General features: G+C 32.5%; 17 protein-coding genes. All 17 read right to left on the reverse strand.

Annotation, left to right across the window (positions count from 1 at the left end):
* Positions 1–4 precede the first annotated feature (4 nt).
* A complete protein-coding gene (locus tag Q0K54_RS02315; protein ID WP_294578232.1) occupies positions 5–766 on the reverse strand; it encodes a MurR/RpiR family transcriptional regulator in 762 nt (253 codons plus the stop codon).
* A 43-nt stretch (positions 767–809) separates the two neighbouring features.
* A complete protein-coding gene (locus Q0K54_RS02320; RefSeq protein WP_294578233.1) occupies positions 810–3,464 on the reverse strand; it encodes a glycoside hydrolase family 38 C-terminal domain-containing protein in 2,655 nt (884 codons plus the stop codon).
* Positions 3,448–4,788 (reverse strand): PTS sugar transporter subunit IIC, encoded by a 1,341-nt coding sequence (locus Q0K54_RS02325; protein WP_294578234.1) that lies wholly within the window; start codon positions 4,786–4,788, stop codon positions 3,448–3,450. The genes Q0K54_RS02320 and Q0K54_RS02325 overlap by 17 nt, the downstream gene beginning before the upstream one ends.
* Before the next feature lie 147 nt (positions 4,789–4,935).
* On the reverse strand, positions 4,936–6,201 hold the full coding sequence (locus Q0K54_RS02330) for a glycoside hydrolase family 125 protein (RefSeq protein WP_294578235.1): 1,266 nt from the start codon (positions 6,199–6,201) through the stop codon (positions 4,936–4,938).
* A 144-nt stretch (positions 6,202–6,345) separates the two neighbouring features.
* Positions 6,346–6,771, reverse strand: a complete 426-nt coding sequence (fabZ, locus tag Q0K54_RS02335; protein WP_294578236.1) for a 3-hydroxyacyl-ACP dehydratase FabZ — start codon at positions 6,769–6,771, stop codon at positions 6,346–6,348.
* Positions 6,772–6,775: 4 nt separating this feature from the next.
* Complete coding sequence (fabF, locus tag Q0K54_RS02340; protein WP_294578237.1) at positions 6,776–8,017, reverse strand: beta-ketoacyl-ACP synthase II; 1,242 nt, start codon at positions 8,015–8,017, stop codon at positions 6,776–6,778.
* An 8-nt stretch (positions 8,018–8,025) separates the two neighbouring features.
* On the reverse strand, positions 8,026–8,778 hold the full coding sequence (gene fabG, locus Q0K54_RS02345) for a 3-oxoacyl-[acyl-carrier-protein] reductase (protein ID WP_294578238.1): 753 nt from the start codon (positions 8,776–8,778) through the stop codon (positions 8,026–8,028).
* 1 nt (position 8,779) lies between these two features.
* Entirely contained in the window at positions 8,780–9,712 is a 933-nt protein-coding gene (gene fabD / locus Q0K54_RS02350; RefSeq protein WP_294578239.1) for an ACP S-malonyltransferase, read from the reverse strand.
* Positions 9,712–10,776 (reverse strand): nitronate monooxygenase family protein, encoded by a 1,065-nt coding sequence (locus Q0K54_RS02355; RefSeq protein WP_294578248.1) that lies wholly within the window; start codon positions 10,774–10,776, stop codon positions 9,712–9,714. The genes fabD and Q0K54_RS02355 overlap by 1 nt, the downstream gene beginning before the upstream one ends.
* 2 nt (positions 10,777–10,778) lie before the next feature.
* On the reverse strand, positions 10,779–11,711 hold the full coding sequence (locus tag Q0K54_RS02360; RefSeq protein ID WP_294578240.1) for a DUF561 domain-containing protein: 933 nt from the start codon (positions 11,709–11,711) through the stop codon (positions 10,779–10,781).
* Positions 11,712–11,714: 3 nt separating this feature from the next.
* Positions 11,715–12,656, reverse strand: a complete 942-nt coding sequence (locus tag Q0K54_RS02365; RefSeq protein WP_294578241.1) for a beta-ketoacyl-ACP synthase III — start codon at positions 12,654–12,656, stop codon at positions 11,715–11,717.
* Positions 12,657–12,665: 9 nt separating this feature from the next.
* The gene (locus tag Q0K54_RS02370; RefSeq protein ID WP_294578242.1) at positions 12,666–13,127 is read right to left on the reverse strand and encodes a MarR family winged helix-turn-helix transcriptional regulator; all 462 of its coding nucleotides are present in this window, start codon (positions 13,125–13,127) and stop codon (positions 12,666–12,668) included.
* The gene (locus Q0K54_RS02375; RefSeq protein ID WP_294578243.1) at positions 13,120–14,070 is read right to left on the reverse strand and encodes an acetyl-CoA carboxylase carboxyltransferase subunit alpha; all 951 of its coding nucleotides are present in this window, start codon (positions 14,068–14,070) and stop codon (positions 13,120–13,122) included. The genes Q0K54_RS02370 and Q0K54_RS02375 overlap by 8 nt, the downstream gene beginning before the upstream one ends.
* Positions 14,070–14,942 (reverse strand): acetyl-CoA carboxylase, carboxyltransferase subunit beta, encoded by an 873-nt coding sequence (accD, locus tag Q0K54_RS02380; RefSeq protein ID WP_294578244.1) that lies wholly within the window; start codon positions 14,940–14,942, stop codon positions 14,070–14,072. Before accD ends, Q0K54_RS02375 begins: the two co-directional genes overlap by 1 nt.
* Positions 14,943–14,945: 3 nt before the next feature.
* Entirely contained in the window at positions 14,946–16,298 is a 1,353-nt protein-coding gene (locus Q0K54_RS02385) for an acetyl-CoA carboxylase biotin carboxylase subunit (protein ID WP_294578245.1), read from the reverse strand.
* Between the two features lie 2 nt (positions 16,299–16,300).
* Entirely contained in the window at positions 16,301–16,765 is a 465-nt protein-coding gene (accB, locus tag Q0K54_RS02390) for an acetyl-CoA carboxylase biotin carboxyl carrier protein (protein WP_294578246.1), read from the reverse strand.
* Positions 16,766–16,842: 77 nt separating this feature from the next.
* Positions 16,843–17,070, reverse strand: coding sequence for an acyl carrier protein (acpP, locus tag Q0K54_RS02395; RefSeq protein ID WP_374011442.1), 228 nt, complete (start codon positions 17,068–17,070; stop codon positions 16,843–16,845).
* Between the last annotated feature and the right edge of the window lie 131 nt (positions 17,071–17,201).

Raw genomic sequence — 17,201 nt, forward strand, 5'->3', positions numbered from 1 at the left:
TTAATTATAAATATTTTTTATTATATAAATACTGATTAACTAATTCTCTTAATAAATATTCGATTGCCAGATGAATATGCAACCGTGAATCAATATCATAACCTTCATCTTCACAAACCGAAACATTCATGACATAATCTGATAACTTGCCCATTGGTGATTGTTTTCGCTCAGTTATTAATAATATTTTACAGCCACTAAACTTAGCATTTTTTAAAACATCAAAAATCGCTTCAGTTTCCCCACTTCGTGATAAAACAATAACAAAATCATCTTTCGTTAAATTATTAGCTTCTAAATATAAAAACCAACTATCATCGGGGTAGATTGTTCTTATTCCATATAAACTCAATTTTACTGCCAATATTTTGGCCACATATTTATTCATACCTGATGAACAGATAAGAACACTTTTGGCATTGACAATGTCTTTAATTGCCTCGTCAATATTTATGCTTTTTAGCATAGTTATTGTATCTCGAATCTCTTTTTCCATCAGATCACAAATATCTTTATTAGTCTTTTCAGCGACAAATTCATCATGACGTTGATATAAAAGATCATAACGAAAATCCATAAATGTTTTATAATTTAACTTTTTTACCATTCTAAATATCGTTGTTGTCGATACATTTAAAGCTTCAGCAAGTGAAGAGATTGTTAGACTTGGTTCCAAATTTTCAAAAGTTAATAATTTTTGAAATGATTCAATTTCCAGTTCTGTTAAATTATTACCAAACTTTTGAAAATTTTTAATCAAACTCATATTACTGTACCATCCTTTCATGTGAAAATAGAGTAGAAAAAATCTACTCTATTATAACAGTAATGAAAGTATTTGCCATAATATTTTCAAATAAAACTTGTCCGTTTTTATTCTCTAATTTTTCTAATTTTTCCTCATGAACATTAGCCAAATAGCACTTACAATTCTTATCTAATGACAATACAACATCTTTTACATCATCATCACGATTATTTAAAATCCGTATTACTGATCCATTACCGTTTTCTAATTTTTTATAAGCCATCAATTCAACTCTTGAATCTAATTCAAGAATGCTATTACGCCAAGCTAAACCAGCATTTTTGTGACGACTAATATCATTTAAATAACGACTTTGTACTGGTGTATTTAAAACTTCAGCATTTTTAATCAAGTCACTCATTTGATCAGCTTTACCTAAAAAGATAGAATATTCACTAGTAATTGATTTATCCAATAACTGTGAGGATGGTGTATCCATTCGATAGCCTGAAGATCTTCCTGGTCTAATTAATAAATCAGCTTTTCCAAATTTACCAACACTTCGTAATAATGTTAAACAGATTTTTTGATTATCTTCAATTTCATACTCTAATGGACCTTTACTAATTAATGCCATAATTGATTTTTGATGATTCAATTTGACAAAACGCTGCATTGCATAAATTGGTAATACATACTCCGTTGCTCCATCTTCCAAACTTTTTTGATTTTCGATTTTATTATCTCTGATGATGGTTCCAAATTGATCTTGGCTACAATTTTGAAAAGATTTATATAAATCATCAAAAGTTACCCGGACGATATGATCAGATGAATGATTTTCCACTGTTGTTTTAAAATCTATTGTTTGACTATCGGCTTTTAAAGAAACATCACTAATGATTTTTAACTCTTTTAATTTTGCAACACGATGATGTTCAACAACCTTTTCTGGAACCATTGTCTTATAGACAATTCGATATTTAGCTTCAATCGGTGATGATTCAACTAAAGTAATAACTGGTTTGGAATCATTGATTAAAATTTCTTGATCATCAATACATGGTGAATAATTATATTCATCACCATCATCACCCTTTTCAACAAAAGCATTTAAATTATTATATGTTTCATTAGTAATCTTATTTGTTGCAGTAATCGTGCCGTTAGTTTCAATTTTAATTTTTAAATATTTATTTTCAGCCCCATTTGCAAAAACTGTTACATCACCATCAATATTATTAGTGCTTGTTTCATTAAAACATACTTTTAAGATTTCATATCCCATTGCTGGTAAAAATGATGTTGCAATTTTTAACTGCACTTTAAACTTAGTTCCTTCTAAAACTTCACCTGAATCATGGAAGTTTTCCATTCCATTGTAATATTCAATATCATGACAAGTATCAATTGTTTCATTCATTAATTGGTACGGAACAATTGAACCATCTTGTTTTCTTAAAACAAAATTCTTATCCTTGACGATCATACTAACAAACGCATAGTCATTACGCTGATATGGTAAAGTATTAAATAAAACTAGAATATCTTCATTTTCATTTAATGAACTTAAATCGGTTTTTTCTGCCAAATATCTAAAATTCATCCAGATTAATTCATTTAAGCCATGTCGCAAATTCAACAAACGATTGGCAACTGTATGATTAACACTATCAGGTGAAGAACTGTAAATTGAATCATGAAACTGATTTTTAAAGATTATTTTCCAAAAATAATTAACTAATTCTTGGTCACAATAACCACCGAGCATTCGTGATATACTAATCATTGGTTCAACCACTTTAGCCATTAATGTTTCATAATAACGCATAGCATTTTTAATATCAATTCGTGTTGAAGTAATTCCAGCATGAATTCGTCCTAATGACGCACTGCGGGCTTCACCTTCATAAACATTTAAATCATGGTGATTGTTCTTTGCTGCTTGTAAAATTGTATCCAAGAAATCTTCGGGATTATTCATTTGACAGTTATAACCATCTTGTTTTAACAATTCAATCATTTTTGGAGCATGTCTTCTAGGAAATGCATAATCACTTCCTAACATGAATAATATTTCTTGATCTTGATAACGAGCTTTTAATTTAGGAATAAAATTTTCCATATCCTTTTTTACTTCCTGATAATCTTCAGGAAAACCACGATAATGTCCATAACCTAAGGCAAAATGAACCGTTGGTAAAACTGTATTTCCATTTCCGCTCCACAGAAATAATGAATCATCTAAGCAATCATAATCAAACCCACGCCAAGCATAAATTCCTTTCATTCCTAATTCTTTAAACAGATAAGGTGTTACTTTATTTTGTCCAAAGGCATCCGGTACCCAACCCACGTTCATACAATGTCCTAAAGAACGAGCGTAGTTAGAACCTACTAATAAATTTCTAATTAAAGCTTCACCAGATGGTATAATCATATCCGGTTGAACATACCAGGGACCAATTAATAATTTTCTTTCTTTAACCAATTTAGCAATTTTTTCTTTTTGATATGGTTTAATTGCCAGATAATCTTCTAAAGCTGCGGTTTGACCATCGAAGGTAAAACATTCCATTTTACTATCGTTTTCTAACATATCGATTAAGCGGTCAAAGAAATAAACTAATTTAATTCTTGAAGCATCAGTGGAACGAAGCCATTCGCGATCCCAATGAACATGGGGAATAAAATGTATTCTACTCAAGAACAACACCCTCACTCTCTGCTTCTATACTATTTTGTTTAATTTGTAGTCTTACAAATGGATAATATAAAATCAAATCAATGATGAATAAAACAATACATAAAATAACTGGACTAATTGTAAAGGCTCCTAATACCCATGCATTAACGAAAATTGGCTCAACCCCAGAATTTAATACAACCAAATGATTGACTAAGCCCCAAGATGTGGCGAAATATCCAATAATGGCATTAATAACTGGTACAAATACAAATGGAATAAACATGATTGGATTCAAAACAATTGGTAAACCAAATGTTACTGGCTCATTAATTCCAAATAATCCGGGAATGATAGCAACTTTTCCAATTGATCTTTCTGCTGATCCTTTTTTACCTAAAACTAATAATAATACTACTAAAGCTAAAGTTGACCCTGAACCACCAATCATGGCATAAACATTACATAATGTATTAGGTGCGACTTGAGTAATTTTATCAAATGAACCTGTTTCAACATAAATTTGAATATGTTCATAGAAAATTGGCATCCATAAAACTGAAATTAAACCCCACATGATTGAAAAACCATGAACTCCAAAGAACCATAATAATTGCATAATGATAATTACTAAAATAACTGCTGGTAATCCCGTACCAATACCATTTAATGGGGTAATAATAAATTGAGTGAACAATTCTTGAATCGAAGCAAATCCACAAACAGTTACAATTTCTTTAATTCCTGAAAAAACAACCATGATTACAAAAAATGGAATAATTGATAAAAAAGAATTCAAGACCATTGGTGGCACTTGACCTGGTAATTTAATAGTGTATTTAGAATTAACTAAATGATAATATAAATATGAAGAGGCTAAACCAATAACCATTCCAGTAAACATTCCTTCATAGTTGAAGAAATTAATTTGAAACGCAGTAATTGTTGAATCACCAACATCAATTGCATTTGGAATGGTAGCAATATAAGCTATCAATGATACTACACAAGCAACTAATGGAACACATTTATCACCTTTTTTATTTCCTTTAAGTTGTGTTGCATAATTATAAGAAGAAGCTAATACAACTACTAATCCAGTTAGTCCCATGGCAACAGTATTAATGTTAGCAAATGTATTAACAATACTTCCCAAAATACCATCTAATGCTATTCCCCATTGACCACACCAATAAGTAGCTTGTTGACTAATTAGTCCCGCTAGGGAACCGACAACAGTAAATGGGCTAGTTAAAATACAAGCATCTTTAATCGCATTCAATAATCTGTTTGCGGTAATTTTATTAGAAAAAGGCATCAAATATTTTTCTAATAATGACATAATAAATTTCATTTTCTATTTTCCTCCCTTTGACAAATACCAGTATATAAAAAGCGCTTTCAAATTGGAATTACAGAACCGGTAATATTTTTTCTAAACAAAAAAAGAAGGAATTTAATCCTTCTGGCTAGATTATACTGATTTTTAAGCAATAGACAATTATTTTAAGTATGTTTTAATAATTAACTCAGCAAATAAAGAATTGGCCCAACAAAACCATTCTCTAGTATACTTACTATCATCATTGACATCAAAACTTTCATGACAATATCCAGTATTACCGGTATTATTGACAATCATTTCAATAAGTTCATTAATTTCATTAGCATCATTAGAAGTCAAGGCCTGCATGGTAAGAGCAATTGGCCAAACATATTCTTTCCAAGTATGTGGTGAACCAATTCCTTTAGCTAGTTTTCCTTGATAATAATAAGGATTATCGGCACTTAAAATGAACTTACGAGTGTTTTGATATATTTCATCATCGATATCAACATATCCTAGATAAGGAATTGAAAGTAAACTAGGAACATTGGCATCATCCATTAGCACATGATTACCATAACCATCTGTTTCATAAGCATATATTTTACCATATTTAGGATGTAAATAAGTTCCAAATAATTCAATCCCATAATCAATTTCAAATTTTAAATCTTCAATTCTGGCCACTAAATATTGATCATGATATATCTCAGCAACGATTTGCTTTAAATACCCTAAAACAATACTGCAAAACATATTACCAGGAATATTATAATTTAATGCACAAGCATCATCACTGGGACGAAAAGCGCTCCAGGTCATTCCTGTATAACGAGTAGTAAAACCGTGACCGTGATTTTGTAATGTTTCGGTTTTTCTTAAATTCCATTTTTTAGCAATTTCTCTTTCAAATGTATAAGATGATCTTTGACTATGATATTGTTCAGTTTCAATGGTATCTAAAACAACGTTAATAAAATGAAGATATTTTTGATCAAAAATAGAAGTATCCTGACACTTTTGATAATATTGATAAGCCAATTTAATGGGATAACATAGTGAATCTACTTCATATTTTCGTTCCCATACATATGGCTTCATAATAGTAGTATCGTGATATTCTCTTTTAGTATCTTCAGTATTTAAAAATGCATTAGCATATGGATCTAGAAGAACATAATCAACTTGAGCTTTAATTAATCCTTTGATTTTTAATTGTAGATCTTTATCATCATTTATATAATCTAAATAATGATTAACTTGACAGCTAGAATCTCTTAACCACATGGCATTAATATCACCAGTAATAATATAAGTTTTATCATCAACTACTTTCATACTTGTTTCAATTGTTGATAAAAAACATTGTTTAAACATTGTTTTTAGTTTTTCATCTTTAATAACTGCATCAGCTTTTTCTAATAACGTCTGTATTTTCATAATTACCTCCATTTTCTACCATATCATTTATTTTGATAATGTCCATTTCTTACAAAGTAAAAATTTTTCTAATTACATTATATAATTAAGAACTCACAATTATCAATCAAAGAAAAAAGCTAGTTTTTTCAACTAGCTTAATAATTATTGAACTGCAAAAGTTAATTCAGCTTTACAAACAACTTTACCATTAACTTTAGCAACTGCTTCACCAATTCCAACAGGACCTTTTTGTTTAGTTAAATGACATTCCATTTCTAAAACATCACCAGGAATAACTTGTCCTTTAAAGCGACATTTATTAATTCCACCAAAGAAAGCAATTTTTCCTTTATTTTCTTCTTTAGATAAAATGGCAATACATCCAACTTGTGCCATTGCTTCAACAATTAAAACTCCTGGCATTACATGATGTTGTGGAAAATGTCCACAAAATTGCATTTCATTCACACTTACACATTTGATTCCTTTAGCATATTCACCTGGTTTATAATCAGTGATACGATCAACTAAAGCAAAAGGATAACGATGTGGATTGATTTCTTGAATTTGATTACTATTTAATTCCATTCTCTTACTCTCCATATTTCTTAAATACGATTGCTGCATTATGTCCACCAAATCCAAGTGAATTAGACATTGCAACATTTACTTCTTGTTCTCTTCCAACATTAGGAACGATATCTAAATCACATAGAGGATCTGGGTTTTTATAATTAATTGTTGCCGGAATATATCCTTCTTCAATAGCTTTAACACAGAAAACACCTTCAATACCACCAGCTGCTCCTAAGCAGTGTCCGGTATTTCCTTTAGTTGAAGAAACCGCTACATGATAAGCTGCTTCACCTAAAGCGGCTTTGATTGCTAGAGTTTCACCTTTTTCGTTTAATGGTGTACTAGTTCCATGAGCATTGATATAAGTAACATCTTCAGGTTTTAAATTAGCATCTTCTAACGCATTGATCATTGCTTTGGCACCACCAGAACCATCTTCTAATGGAGCTGTAATATGATGGGCATCACAGCTAGCACCATATCCTACCATTTCACAATAGATATGAGCCCCACGAGCTTTAGCGTGTTCTAATTCTTCAAGAATTAAAATACCAGCACCTTCACCCATAACAAAACCACTACGATCAGCATCAAATGGAATAGAAGCTCTATTTGGATCATTACTATCACTAAGAGCTTTCATTGAAGCAAAGCCCCCAATACCTAATGGCGTAATACTAGCTTCAGTTCCCCCAGCTACCATAATATCTAGATATCCATCACGAATATTTCTAAAAGCATCACCAATTGCATTTGTACCTCCAGCACAAGCAGTGACTGGACATGTACACATTCCTTTAGCTCCTAAATCGATAGCGATATTTCCAGCAGCTAAATTAGTAATGACCATTGGTACAAAGAATGGAGAAACACGATCATAACCTTTTTGTAAAGCTTTAGTATGATCTTTTTCAATTGTTCCAATACCACCAATACCACTAGAAACTGCTACTCCAAAACGATCTGCATCAATTTTGTCAATTTCTAATCCAGAATCTTTAAAAGCTTCACGAGCAGCAATTACTCCAAATTGGGTAAAACGATCCATTTTACGAATAGATTTTTTATCTAAATAATCAGCTGCATTAAAGTCTTTAACTTCTCCGGCAATTTTAACTTTTGTTAGTGAATTATCATAATTTTTAATTTCACCAATTCCACATACACCATCTTTAATACTTTTCCAAGATTCTGCAACATTATGCCCAATTGCATTAATTGTACCAATTCCCGTAACAACAACTCTTCTTTTCATCATCATTCTCCTTACATTGCCATTCCGCCATCAACGTGGATAGTCTGTCCTGTAATATATTTAGCATCATCACTTGCTAAGAAAACAACTGTATTAGCAATATCACTAACTTCACCAAATGTACCTAACGGAATTTGTTTCATCATACTTTCTTTAATATCTTCTGGTAAAACATCAGTCATCGCTGTTTTGATAAATCCAGGAGCTACAGCATTAACTGTAATGCCACGACTACCAACTTCACGAGCTAATGACATTGTCATTCCGATAATTCCTGATTTAGTTGCTGCATAGTTAACCTGACCAGCATTTCCCATAACACCAACTACTGATGACATTGAAATGATACGACCATAACGTTGTTTCATCATAACCTTAGTGACATGTTTCATACAATTCCATGTTCCTTTTAAGTTAACATCAACAACAGCATCAAAATCTTTTTCTTTCATTCTCATTAATAAATTATCTTTAGTAATTCCAGCATTATTAACTAAAACATCAATTCGTCCAAATTCTTTAACAACTTCTTTAACCATCGCTGCTGTTTCATCAAATGAAGCTACATTGGCTTGTGCTAACATGACAGTTGCTCCAGTTTCTTCAAGCTCAGCTTTAGTTTGCATTGCAATTTCTTTGTTATCACCAATATCAATATAATTTACTACAATTTTAGCACCTTCACGAGCACAGGCAAAACAAATTTCTTTTCCAATTCCCTGAGCGCCACCAGTTACTAAAACTACTTTATCTTTTAATTTCATTTTATTCTCCTTTTAATCCCGCTAATGTCTTTTCTAATGATGCTTGATCTTCAACTTGGTAAGTTTTAATTTTACGGTCAATCTTACGAACAAATCCACTTAACACCTTACCTGGACCAATTTCAACAATAGTATCTACTCCATTTGCCAGCATATAACGAATACTATCTTCAAAATATACTGATGATTTTACTTGTTTTTCTAACATTTGAGCAACAGTAACTCCAGCTTCTAATTCTTTAGCAGTGCTATTAAAGATTACTGGTACTTGCATTTCATGAAAAGTCACTTCTTGGAACTTTTCTTTTAATTTTAAACTAGCTGGTTCTAAAAGTTTTGTATGGAAAGGTCCGCTAGTATTTAATGGAATTGCTCTTCGAGCTCCTTTTTCTAAAGCTAATTCACTAGCTTTAGTTACGGCAGCCGCTTCACCACCAATAACTAATTGTCCTGGACAATTATAATTAGCAATTGAAACTACTCCTAAATCACTAGCTTCAGCTACCGCTTCATTTAATAAATCACGATCAAGACCAATAATAGCAATCATTTTACTGTCAATACCAGCTGCTGCTTCTTCCATTGCCTGACCACGGAAGCGAACTAAATTAATTGCTGTTTGATCATCTAAAACACCAGCTGCATTTAATGCTGAATATTCACCTAAACTAAGCCCAGCGACATAATCAGGATTTATTCCATTTTCTTTTAATAACTTTGTTGCAACTATAGCAACTGCCACCATACATGGTTGTGTATTGCTTGTCTTTGAAAGTTCTTCAATTGGACCTTCAAAACATAATTTCTTTACATCAATATCTAAATCAATCTGATCAAAAACATCTTTAGCCACTTGATAGTTATCATAGAAAGATTTACCCATACCAACTACCTGGCTACCTTGACCAGCATATACAAATCCAATTTTACCCATTATTTAAACCCTTCCTTTAATTCATCCATTAATTCTTTAACTGTTACAATTTTATCATTTCGATACCCATTGCTGCCACTAAAAACTAATCCTTCATCAATATTTCCTTTAGCAGCATTGATCAAAGCTGCTGAAATACAATAAGGTGTTGTTTTAACATCGCATGGTATTAAACAATTATAACATCTTTTAACTGGAATTCGTTCATCATTTTTTAAGCGTTCTGTAAGTTTGGTCATAATTGCTCTTCCAGGCATACCTACTGGAGATTTTACAATTTCGATATCTTCTTTTTTAGCTCTAATAAACGCTTCTTTGTATTTTTGATCCGCATCACATTCTTCAGTACAAATAAATCTTGTTGCCATCTGTACACCATCGACACCTAATTCCATAAATTCTTTGATATCTTCAGCTGTGTAAATACCCCCAGCAACAAAGATAGGAATTTCTTTTTGGTATTTTTCAACAAATGGTTGTAATGTCTGTTTTACTTCTTTAAAAATATCAGCCAATTTAGCTGTAGTTTTATTTAAAACATCTTCTTTATGAAAACCTAAGTGCCCTCCAGCTTCGCTACCTTCAATTACCACAAAATCTGGTGCTACTTTAAACCGACGATCCCAGGTTTTACAAATCAAACGTGCTGCTTTACCACTAGATACAATTGGTGCAATTTTTACCTTAGTGCCTTTAACAAAACTTGGTAAGTTCAATGGTAAACCAGCTCCTGAAATAATCGCATCAATTTTATTTTTTATTGCCACTTCTACCATTTCTGCATAATCAGTTATTGCTACCATTGCATTAATAGCCACCATTCCTTTTCCTTTAGCAATCTCTCTGGCTTTTTGGATTTCTTTAGCTAGCTCGCGTTTATTTACTTCAGTTGGATTTTTATCAAAATCCGATGCCCGATATCCAGGATGGGCTGTGGAAATTACCCCCATTCCACCATTTTTTGCTACGTGTCCTGCTAAGTTACCCAGTGAAATACCAACACCCATACCCCCTTGAATAATTGGTACTTCTAACTTCATATCACCTATGCAAACACTTTTCATCATTAAATCTCACTTTCTAATCTTTTCATTTCTTCTTTACATTCATCAAATAAATTTTTGATAATTGTCGCTGCTGGTTGAATTTCTTTAACCATTCCAGCTACTTGTCCGGCCATTAAAGAACCTGTATCAACATCACCTTCAAGAACAGCTCTTCTTAAAGAACCTAGTGTATATTTTTCTAGTTCTTCCATTCCGGCTCCTTCTTTTTCCCGTTTAACATATTCTTTAGCCATTTTATTTTTGATAATTCTAACAGGTGTTCCACCAATTCTTCCAGTAACAATTGTACTTGTATCTTTAGCTTTAATTACAGCATCCTTATAATTTTGATGAATTGGACATTCTTCACTTGCCAATAGACAAGTACCAACTTGAACACCACAAGCTCCTAAAGCATAAGCTGCCAGAACTTGTTTTCCTGAAGCAATCCCACCAGCAGCAACTACTGGAACCTTAACTGCTTCAACTACTTGAGGAACTAAAGCCATTGTTGTTAATTCTCCAATATGACCACCAGCTTCAGTACCTTCTACAATAACTGCATCAACGTTATATTTTTCCATTCTTTTTGCTAGAGCAACACTAGGTACTACTGGTAATACTTTAATTCCAGCTTCTTTCCACGCTTTAACATATTTACCTGGATTACCAGCTCCAGTTGTAACAACAGGAACTTTTTCATCAATCACTAATTGTGCCATTTCATCAGCATATGGATTCATCAACATGATATTAACCCCAAAAGGTTTATCAGTTAAACTACGACAGATTTCAATATTTTTCTTTAAAGTTGCCGTATCCATTCCACCGGCTCCGATCAATCCTAATGCTCCGGCATTAGAAATACTGGCTGCAAATTCACCAGTAGCAATATTTGCCATTCCCCCTTGAATTAATGGGTATTCAATTCCTAATATTTCATTTAACTTCATTTTTTAACTCCATTCTATTAATGTTGCGCCCCATGTTAGACCGCCACCAAAACCAACACAAATAATTTTATCACCAGCTTTTAATAAACCATTAGCATCCATTTCACCTAATGCCAGAGGAATACTAGCCGCTGAAGTGTTTCCATATTCTTGTAGATTCATATAAAACTTATTAGGATCAGCTTTCATTTTTTTATAAACATTTCTAATAATCCGATAATTAGCTTGATGACAAACTACATAATCAATATCATCAAAGCTTAATCCTGTTTTATCTAAAATGGCATTTATACTTTCAGGAATTACTTTAACTGCAAATTTAAACACTTCCTGACCAGCCATTGTTAGAAAATGGTTTTCGTCCTGCTTATTTATTGCCGGAGCACATAAAGCTCCAATATTACCAGCTGAATTACAATAACTTGCAAACATACCGTCACCATTGCTGACAACGACAGCCCCAGCACCATCTCCAAATAAAACACAAGTATTACGATCAGTAAAATCAATAATCTTAGAAATTTCTTCACTGCCTACTACTAAAGCGTATTTATCTGGCATCCCTTTTAAAAGAGCCTGCGCCGTTGTTAATGCATAGACAAAACCACTGCAAGCTGCGCTTAAATCAAAGCACATTACCTCATGATCATTTAATCCTAATTTTTCTTGCAATAAACAAGCTGTACTAGGGGTAAAATAATCTGGGGTCATCGTTGCACAGATAATCAATCCGATTTTATCTTTATCAACTTTTTCAATGGCTTTTACAGCTGCTAAATAAGCCATCTGGGTGCAATCTTCAGTTTCGCATATATGTCTTCTTTCAATACCAGTTCTTGACACGATCCATTCATCAGATGTTTCAACCATTTTTTCTAGATCAAAATTATCTAATATTTTGGAAGGGGCATAGTAACCAGTAGATAATATCTTTATTCCATCCATTATAATCTCCTAATATCTTTCCTTGATATCTTCAAAGAAATAAACCAGCTGTTGTAACGATTTAATCAATAATTCATCATCTAAAACAGTACTATCTTCACAAACCCGACTAACCATTTCTTCATGAAAATCGCTATGCACTTTACAAACTCGAGTTCCCTTTGGCGTTAACTCAACCCGAATAATCCGGCGATCATTTTGATCCTTGTGTCTTTTAACATAGCCTTTAGCTTCTAATTTTTTAATTGCGGTAGTAATAGTACCATTAGTCAACGTTGCTTTTGAAGCAATCGTTGACATTGTTGGACTAGATAAAGAACTAATAGCATCAATAATATGTAATTCAGATACACTTAAGTCCTCTACTCCATGGGCAACCATATACTTGCTTTCAATATCAAGAATTTGATTAAATAAACGTACAAAAAGATGGTTAATTAATTCTCGGTTTAAAATATCACGATTAGTCATTCGTAATTCTACCCATTTCTCTATATTTTTGATAACGCTTGTTAATTAATGATGATTTTGATAATTTTAATAACTCAGCTAAGGTATCACGAAGATAAATTCTTAACCGTTTATAAACATATTCTGGTTTTTTAGTAATACCACCACGTGGTTCATGAATAATTTTATCAATTATTTTCATATCATAAAGATCTTGAGCTGTTAATTTCATTAACTCAGTTGCTTCATGAACCCGTTTACCTTCTTTATCTTTCCATAGAATTGAAGAGAAACCTTCAGGTGATAAAACCGAATAAACACTGTTTTCTAACATTACAATTCGATCCCCGATACTAATACCAAGAGCACCACCACTATTACCTTCACCAGTTACGATCACGATGATTGGTACTTTTAAACGTGACATTTCCATTAGATTTCGAGCAATCGCTTCTCCAATCCCATTTTTTTCTGCTTCTAGACCAGGATAAGCACCTGGTGTATCAATAAAAGTTATAATTGGTCGGTTAAATTTTTCGGCTTGTTTCATCAAACGTAAAGCTTTACGATAGCCTTCTGGTGATGACATTCCAAAATTACATTTAATATTTTCTTCAACTGTTCTTCCTTTTAAATGACCAACAACCGTACAAGGAATATCATTAAAAAGAGCTAACCCACCAACAATTGAACCATCATCTTTAAAATTTCGATCTCCATGTAGTTCAATAAAATCATCAAACAGATTGTCGATATACTCATATACATTAGGACGATCAGCCTTACGAGCTAAATATACTCGATCGTAAGCAGTTAAGTTTTGATAGGCTTCTTTTTCTAATTTAGCTTTAGTATTTTCTAAATCTTTGATTTGTAGCGTATGATCAACTTTCTGATCTTCTTTTAATTTTAATAATTCTAGTTCAATTTCTTTAATTTTAACTTCTTTTTCCTGTAATGTCATTATTGAACCCCCCGACTATGCATTTTTAATAACTTAATAATTGTTTCGCGCATTTTAGGACGTTCAACAATTAAATCAATAAACCCATGTTCCTGCATGAATTCTGTTCTTTGGAACCCTTCAGGTAATTTTTGTTTAATTGTCGATTCAATGACCCGCGGTCCGGCAAAACCAATTAAGGCTTTTGGTTCTCCGATAATAATATCTCCTAACATCGCAAATGATGCCGTAACCCCACCTGTTGTTGGATGAGTAATATATGAGATATATAATAAACCAGCTTCATGATGTTTAGCTAAAGCTGCACTAGTTTTAGCCATTTGCATCAATGAAATAATTCCCTCTTGCATTCTGGCCCCACCAGATGTAGTAAAAATGATTAATGGACATTTTCGCTTAGTAGCATGTTCAATAGCACGAGTGATTTTTTCACCGACTGCTCCGGACATACTTCCCATCAAAAAGCGAGAATCCATTACACAGACAACAACTTTTTTCCCATCAATCTTACCAGTTGCACAGACAACAGCTTCATTTAAATGCGTTTTTTCTTGTAGCTGTTTTAACTTTTCCTGATAACCAGGAAACATTAATGGATCATTTGATTGAATCCCGCGATAAAGTTCTCGATATCTACCCCCATCATAGAGTAACTTTAAGCGAGTATAAGCTTGCATTTTTAAATGAGCACCGCATTTAGGACAAACATAATAATTTTCTTTTAAATCCGTCGTTAAAATTGATTCACCACAATCATCACATTTAGTGTAAAGCCCCTCAGGTATATCAATTCGACGATTAGTTTTCATTTTATGACGTAAAGACTTAAATAAATTTAATTTAGCTTTCCGTGCTTTAAATAACTCTTCCATCTATTATACCACCAGCTTATCTAAATTCTTTTCAATGAAACTAGTATCAAAATTACCTTTGACATACTCACTTGAATGTAAGATCAAATATTGTAACTCTTGATTAGTATCAATTCCATCAATTACTAACTCTGCTAAAACCCTACGCATCCGGCGAATTGCTTCTAGACGATTAGCCCCATGGACAATTACCTTAGCAATCATTGAATCATAATGAGATGATACTTCGTAACCTTGATATAACGTTGTATCGATTCTCACTCCAGGTCCACCTGGTAAATGAACATTTTTTACAACCCCAGGGCTTGGTCTAAATCCTTCTTTAGGATTTTCAGCATTGATACGACATTCAATAGCATGACCATTTAAGTGAATATCACTTTGTTTATAAGTTAGCTTTTGGTTAGCAGCAATGCGAATTTGCTCCCGAACAATATCGATTCCAGTAACCATTTCAGTAATTGGATGTTCTACCTGAATTCTAGTATTCATTTCAATAAAATAATAATTTCCATTTTGATCTAAAACATATTCAACTGTTCCAGCATTACGATATCCAGCTCCTTTAGCTGCTTTAACGGCATCCTCTCCCATTTTTTGTCTTAATAATGGAGTTAAAGCTTTACTAGGTGCTTCCTCAATCATTTTTTGATTTCTTCTTTGAATTGAACAATCACGTTCCCCCAAATGAATAACATTACCATAATTATCGGCTAAGATCTGGAATTCAATATGTTTTGGATTTAAAATTAATTTTTCTAAATACATATCATCATCGCCAAAGCAGGCTTTAGCTTCTGCTTTAGCAGTTAAATAAGCATCTTCAAATTCTTCTTCGCTAAAGGCTTTACGCATTCCGCGACCACCACCTCCAGCTGATGCTTTAATTAAAACTGGATATCCTATTTTATCAGCACAGGCTTTAGCCTCTTCTAAAGTATTAACACTACCATCACTACCAGGAACTACTGGTACTCCCGCTTCAATCATTTTTTGACGAGCTTGACTTTTATTTCCCATCATATCAATAACATCACCACTTGGTCCAATAAAAGTCATACCACATTCTTCGACTAAACGGGCGAATTTAGAATTTTCAGATAAAAATCCAAATCCTGGATGAATAGCATCACATCCTAAGGCTGTTGCAGCACTTAAAATATTTTTCATATTCAAATAACTTTCAGAAGCTTTGGCTGGGCCAATACAAACCGCATAATCAGCTAATTGCACATGTAAAGATGTTTTATCAACATCTGAATAAACAGCAACTGCTTCGATTCCTAATTCTTGACAAGTTCTAATAATTCTAACAGCTATTTCACCACGGTTGGCAATTAAAATACGCTTAAACATAATTAATTTCCTTCAATGATTATTAATGTTTGATCATATTCAACTAAATCTTCAGTTTTAGCTAAAATTGCGCTAACCGTTCCATCAATTGGTGATTTAATTTCGTTCATAACTTTCATTGCTTCTACAATACATAATACTTGTCCAGCCTTAACTTTACTTCCAACTTCAACATATGGTTTTGCAGTTGGTGAACTAGCGGCATAGAAAACCCCAACGATTGGTGATTTAACAGGTGTACCACTAACTTCCGGTTCCTTTTCTTCTGTTGTTTCAGCAGTATTATTAGTTACAGGCTGTTGCATAGGCATAGTTGGGTATTGAGCCATTGGCGCACTAACTACATTTACCGGTGCTGCTGGTTCTTTTTCTAATTCTAATTTTATATCATCAATTTCTACTTTCATTTTGAAAACATCAGAGTTTTCAAATTCAGTAATTAATTGTTTTACTAAATCAATTTTCATAATATCCTCCTTTATTTTGATTATCAAAGTAATTTTTTAAAAAAATTATTACCCAGCTGCTCTGGGTAATAAAATTATTAAGCGTTTTCTTCGATAAAATCAACGATATCCTGAACAGTTTTCATTTCTGCAGCTGTTTCATCAGGAATTTCAACATCAAATTCTTCTTCTACTGCCATGATTAATTCAACAGCATCTAAAGAATCTGCATCTAAATCTTCTTTTAAATTAGCTTCTAATGTAACGCTATCTTCGTCACATCCTAAAGAATCAACAATTATTTCTTTTACTTTTTCAAATACCACGTTAATTTCCTCCTCGTGTTTATTACGCACACATTATAACAAAATCTAGCTATTTGTAAATAGTTTGATGTTCAAAATTTTTATCAAATTATGAAAAAAATGCTGAAGTACTAGTAAAATCAGCATTTTTT

Origin of the sequence: uncultured Thomasclavelia sp. (genome assembly GCF_944324745.1) — a bacterium.
In the GTDB taxonomy this organism is placed as follows: domain Bacteria; phylum Bacillota_I; class Bacilli_A; order Erysipelotrichales; family Coprobacillaceae; genus Thomasclavelia.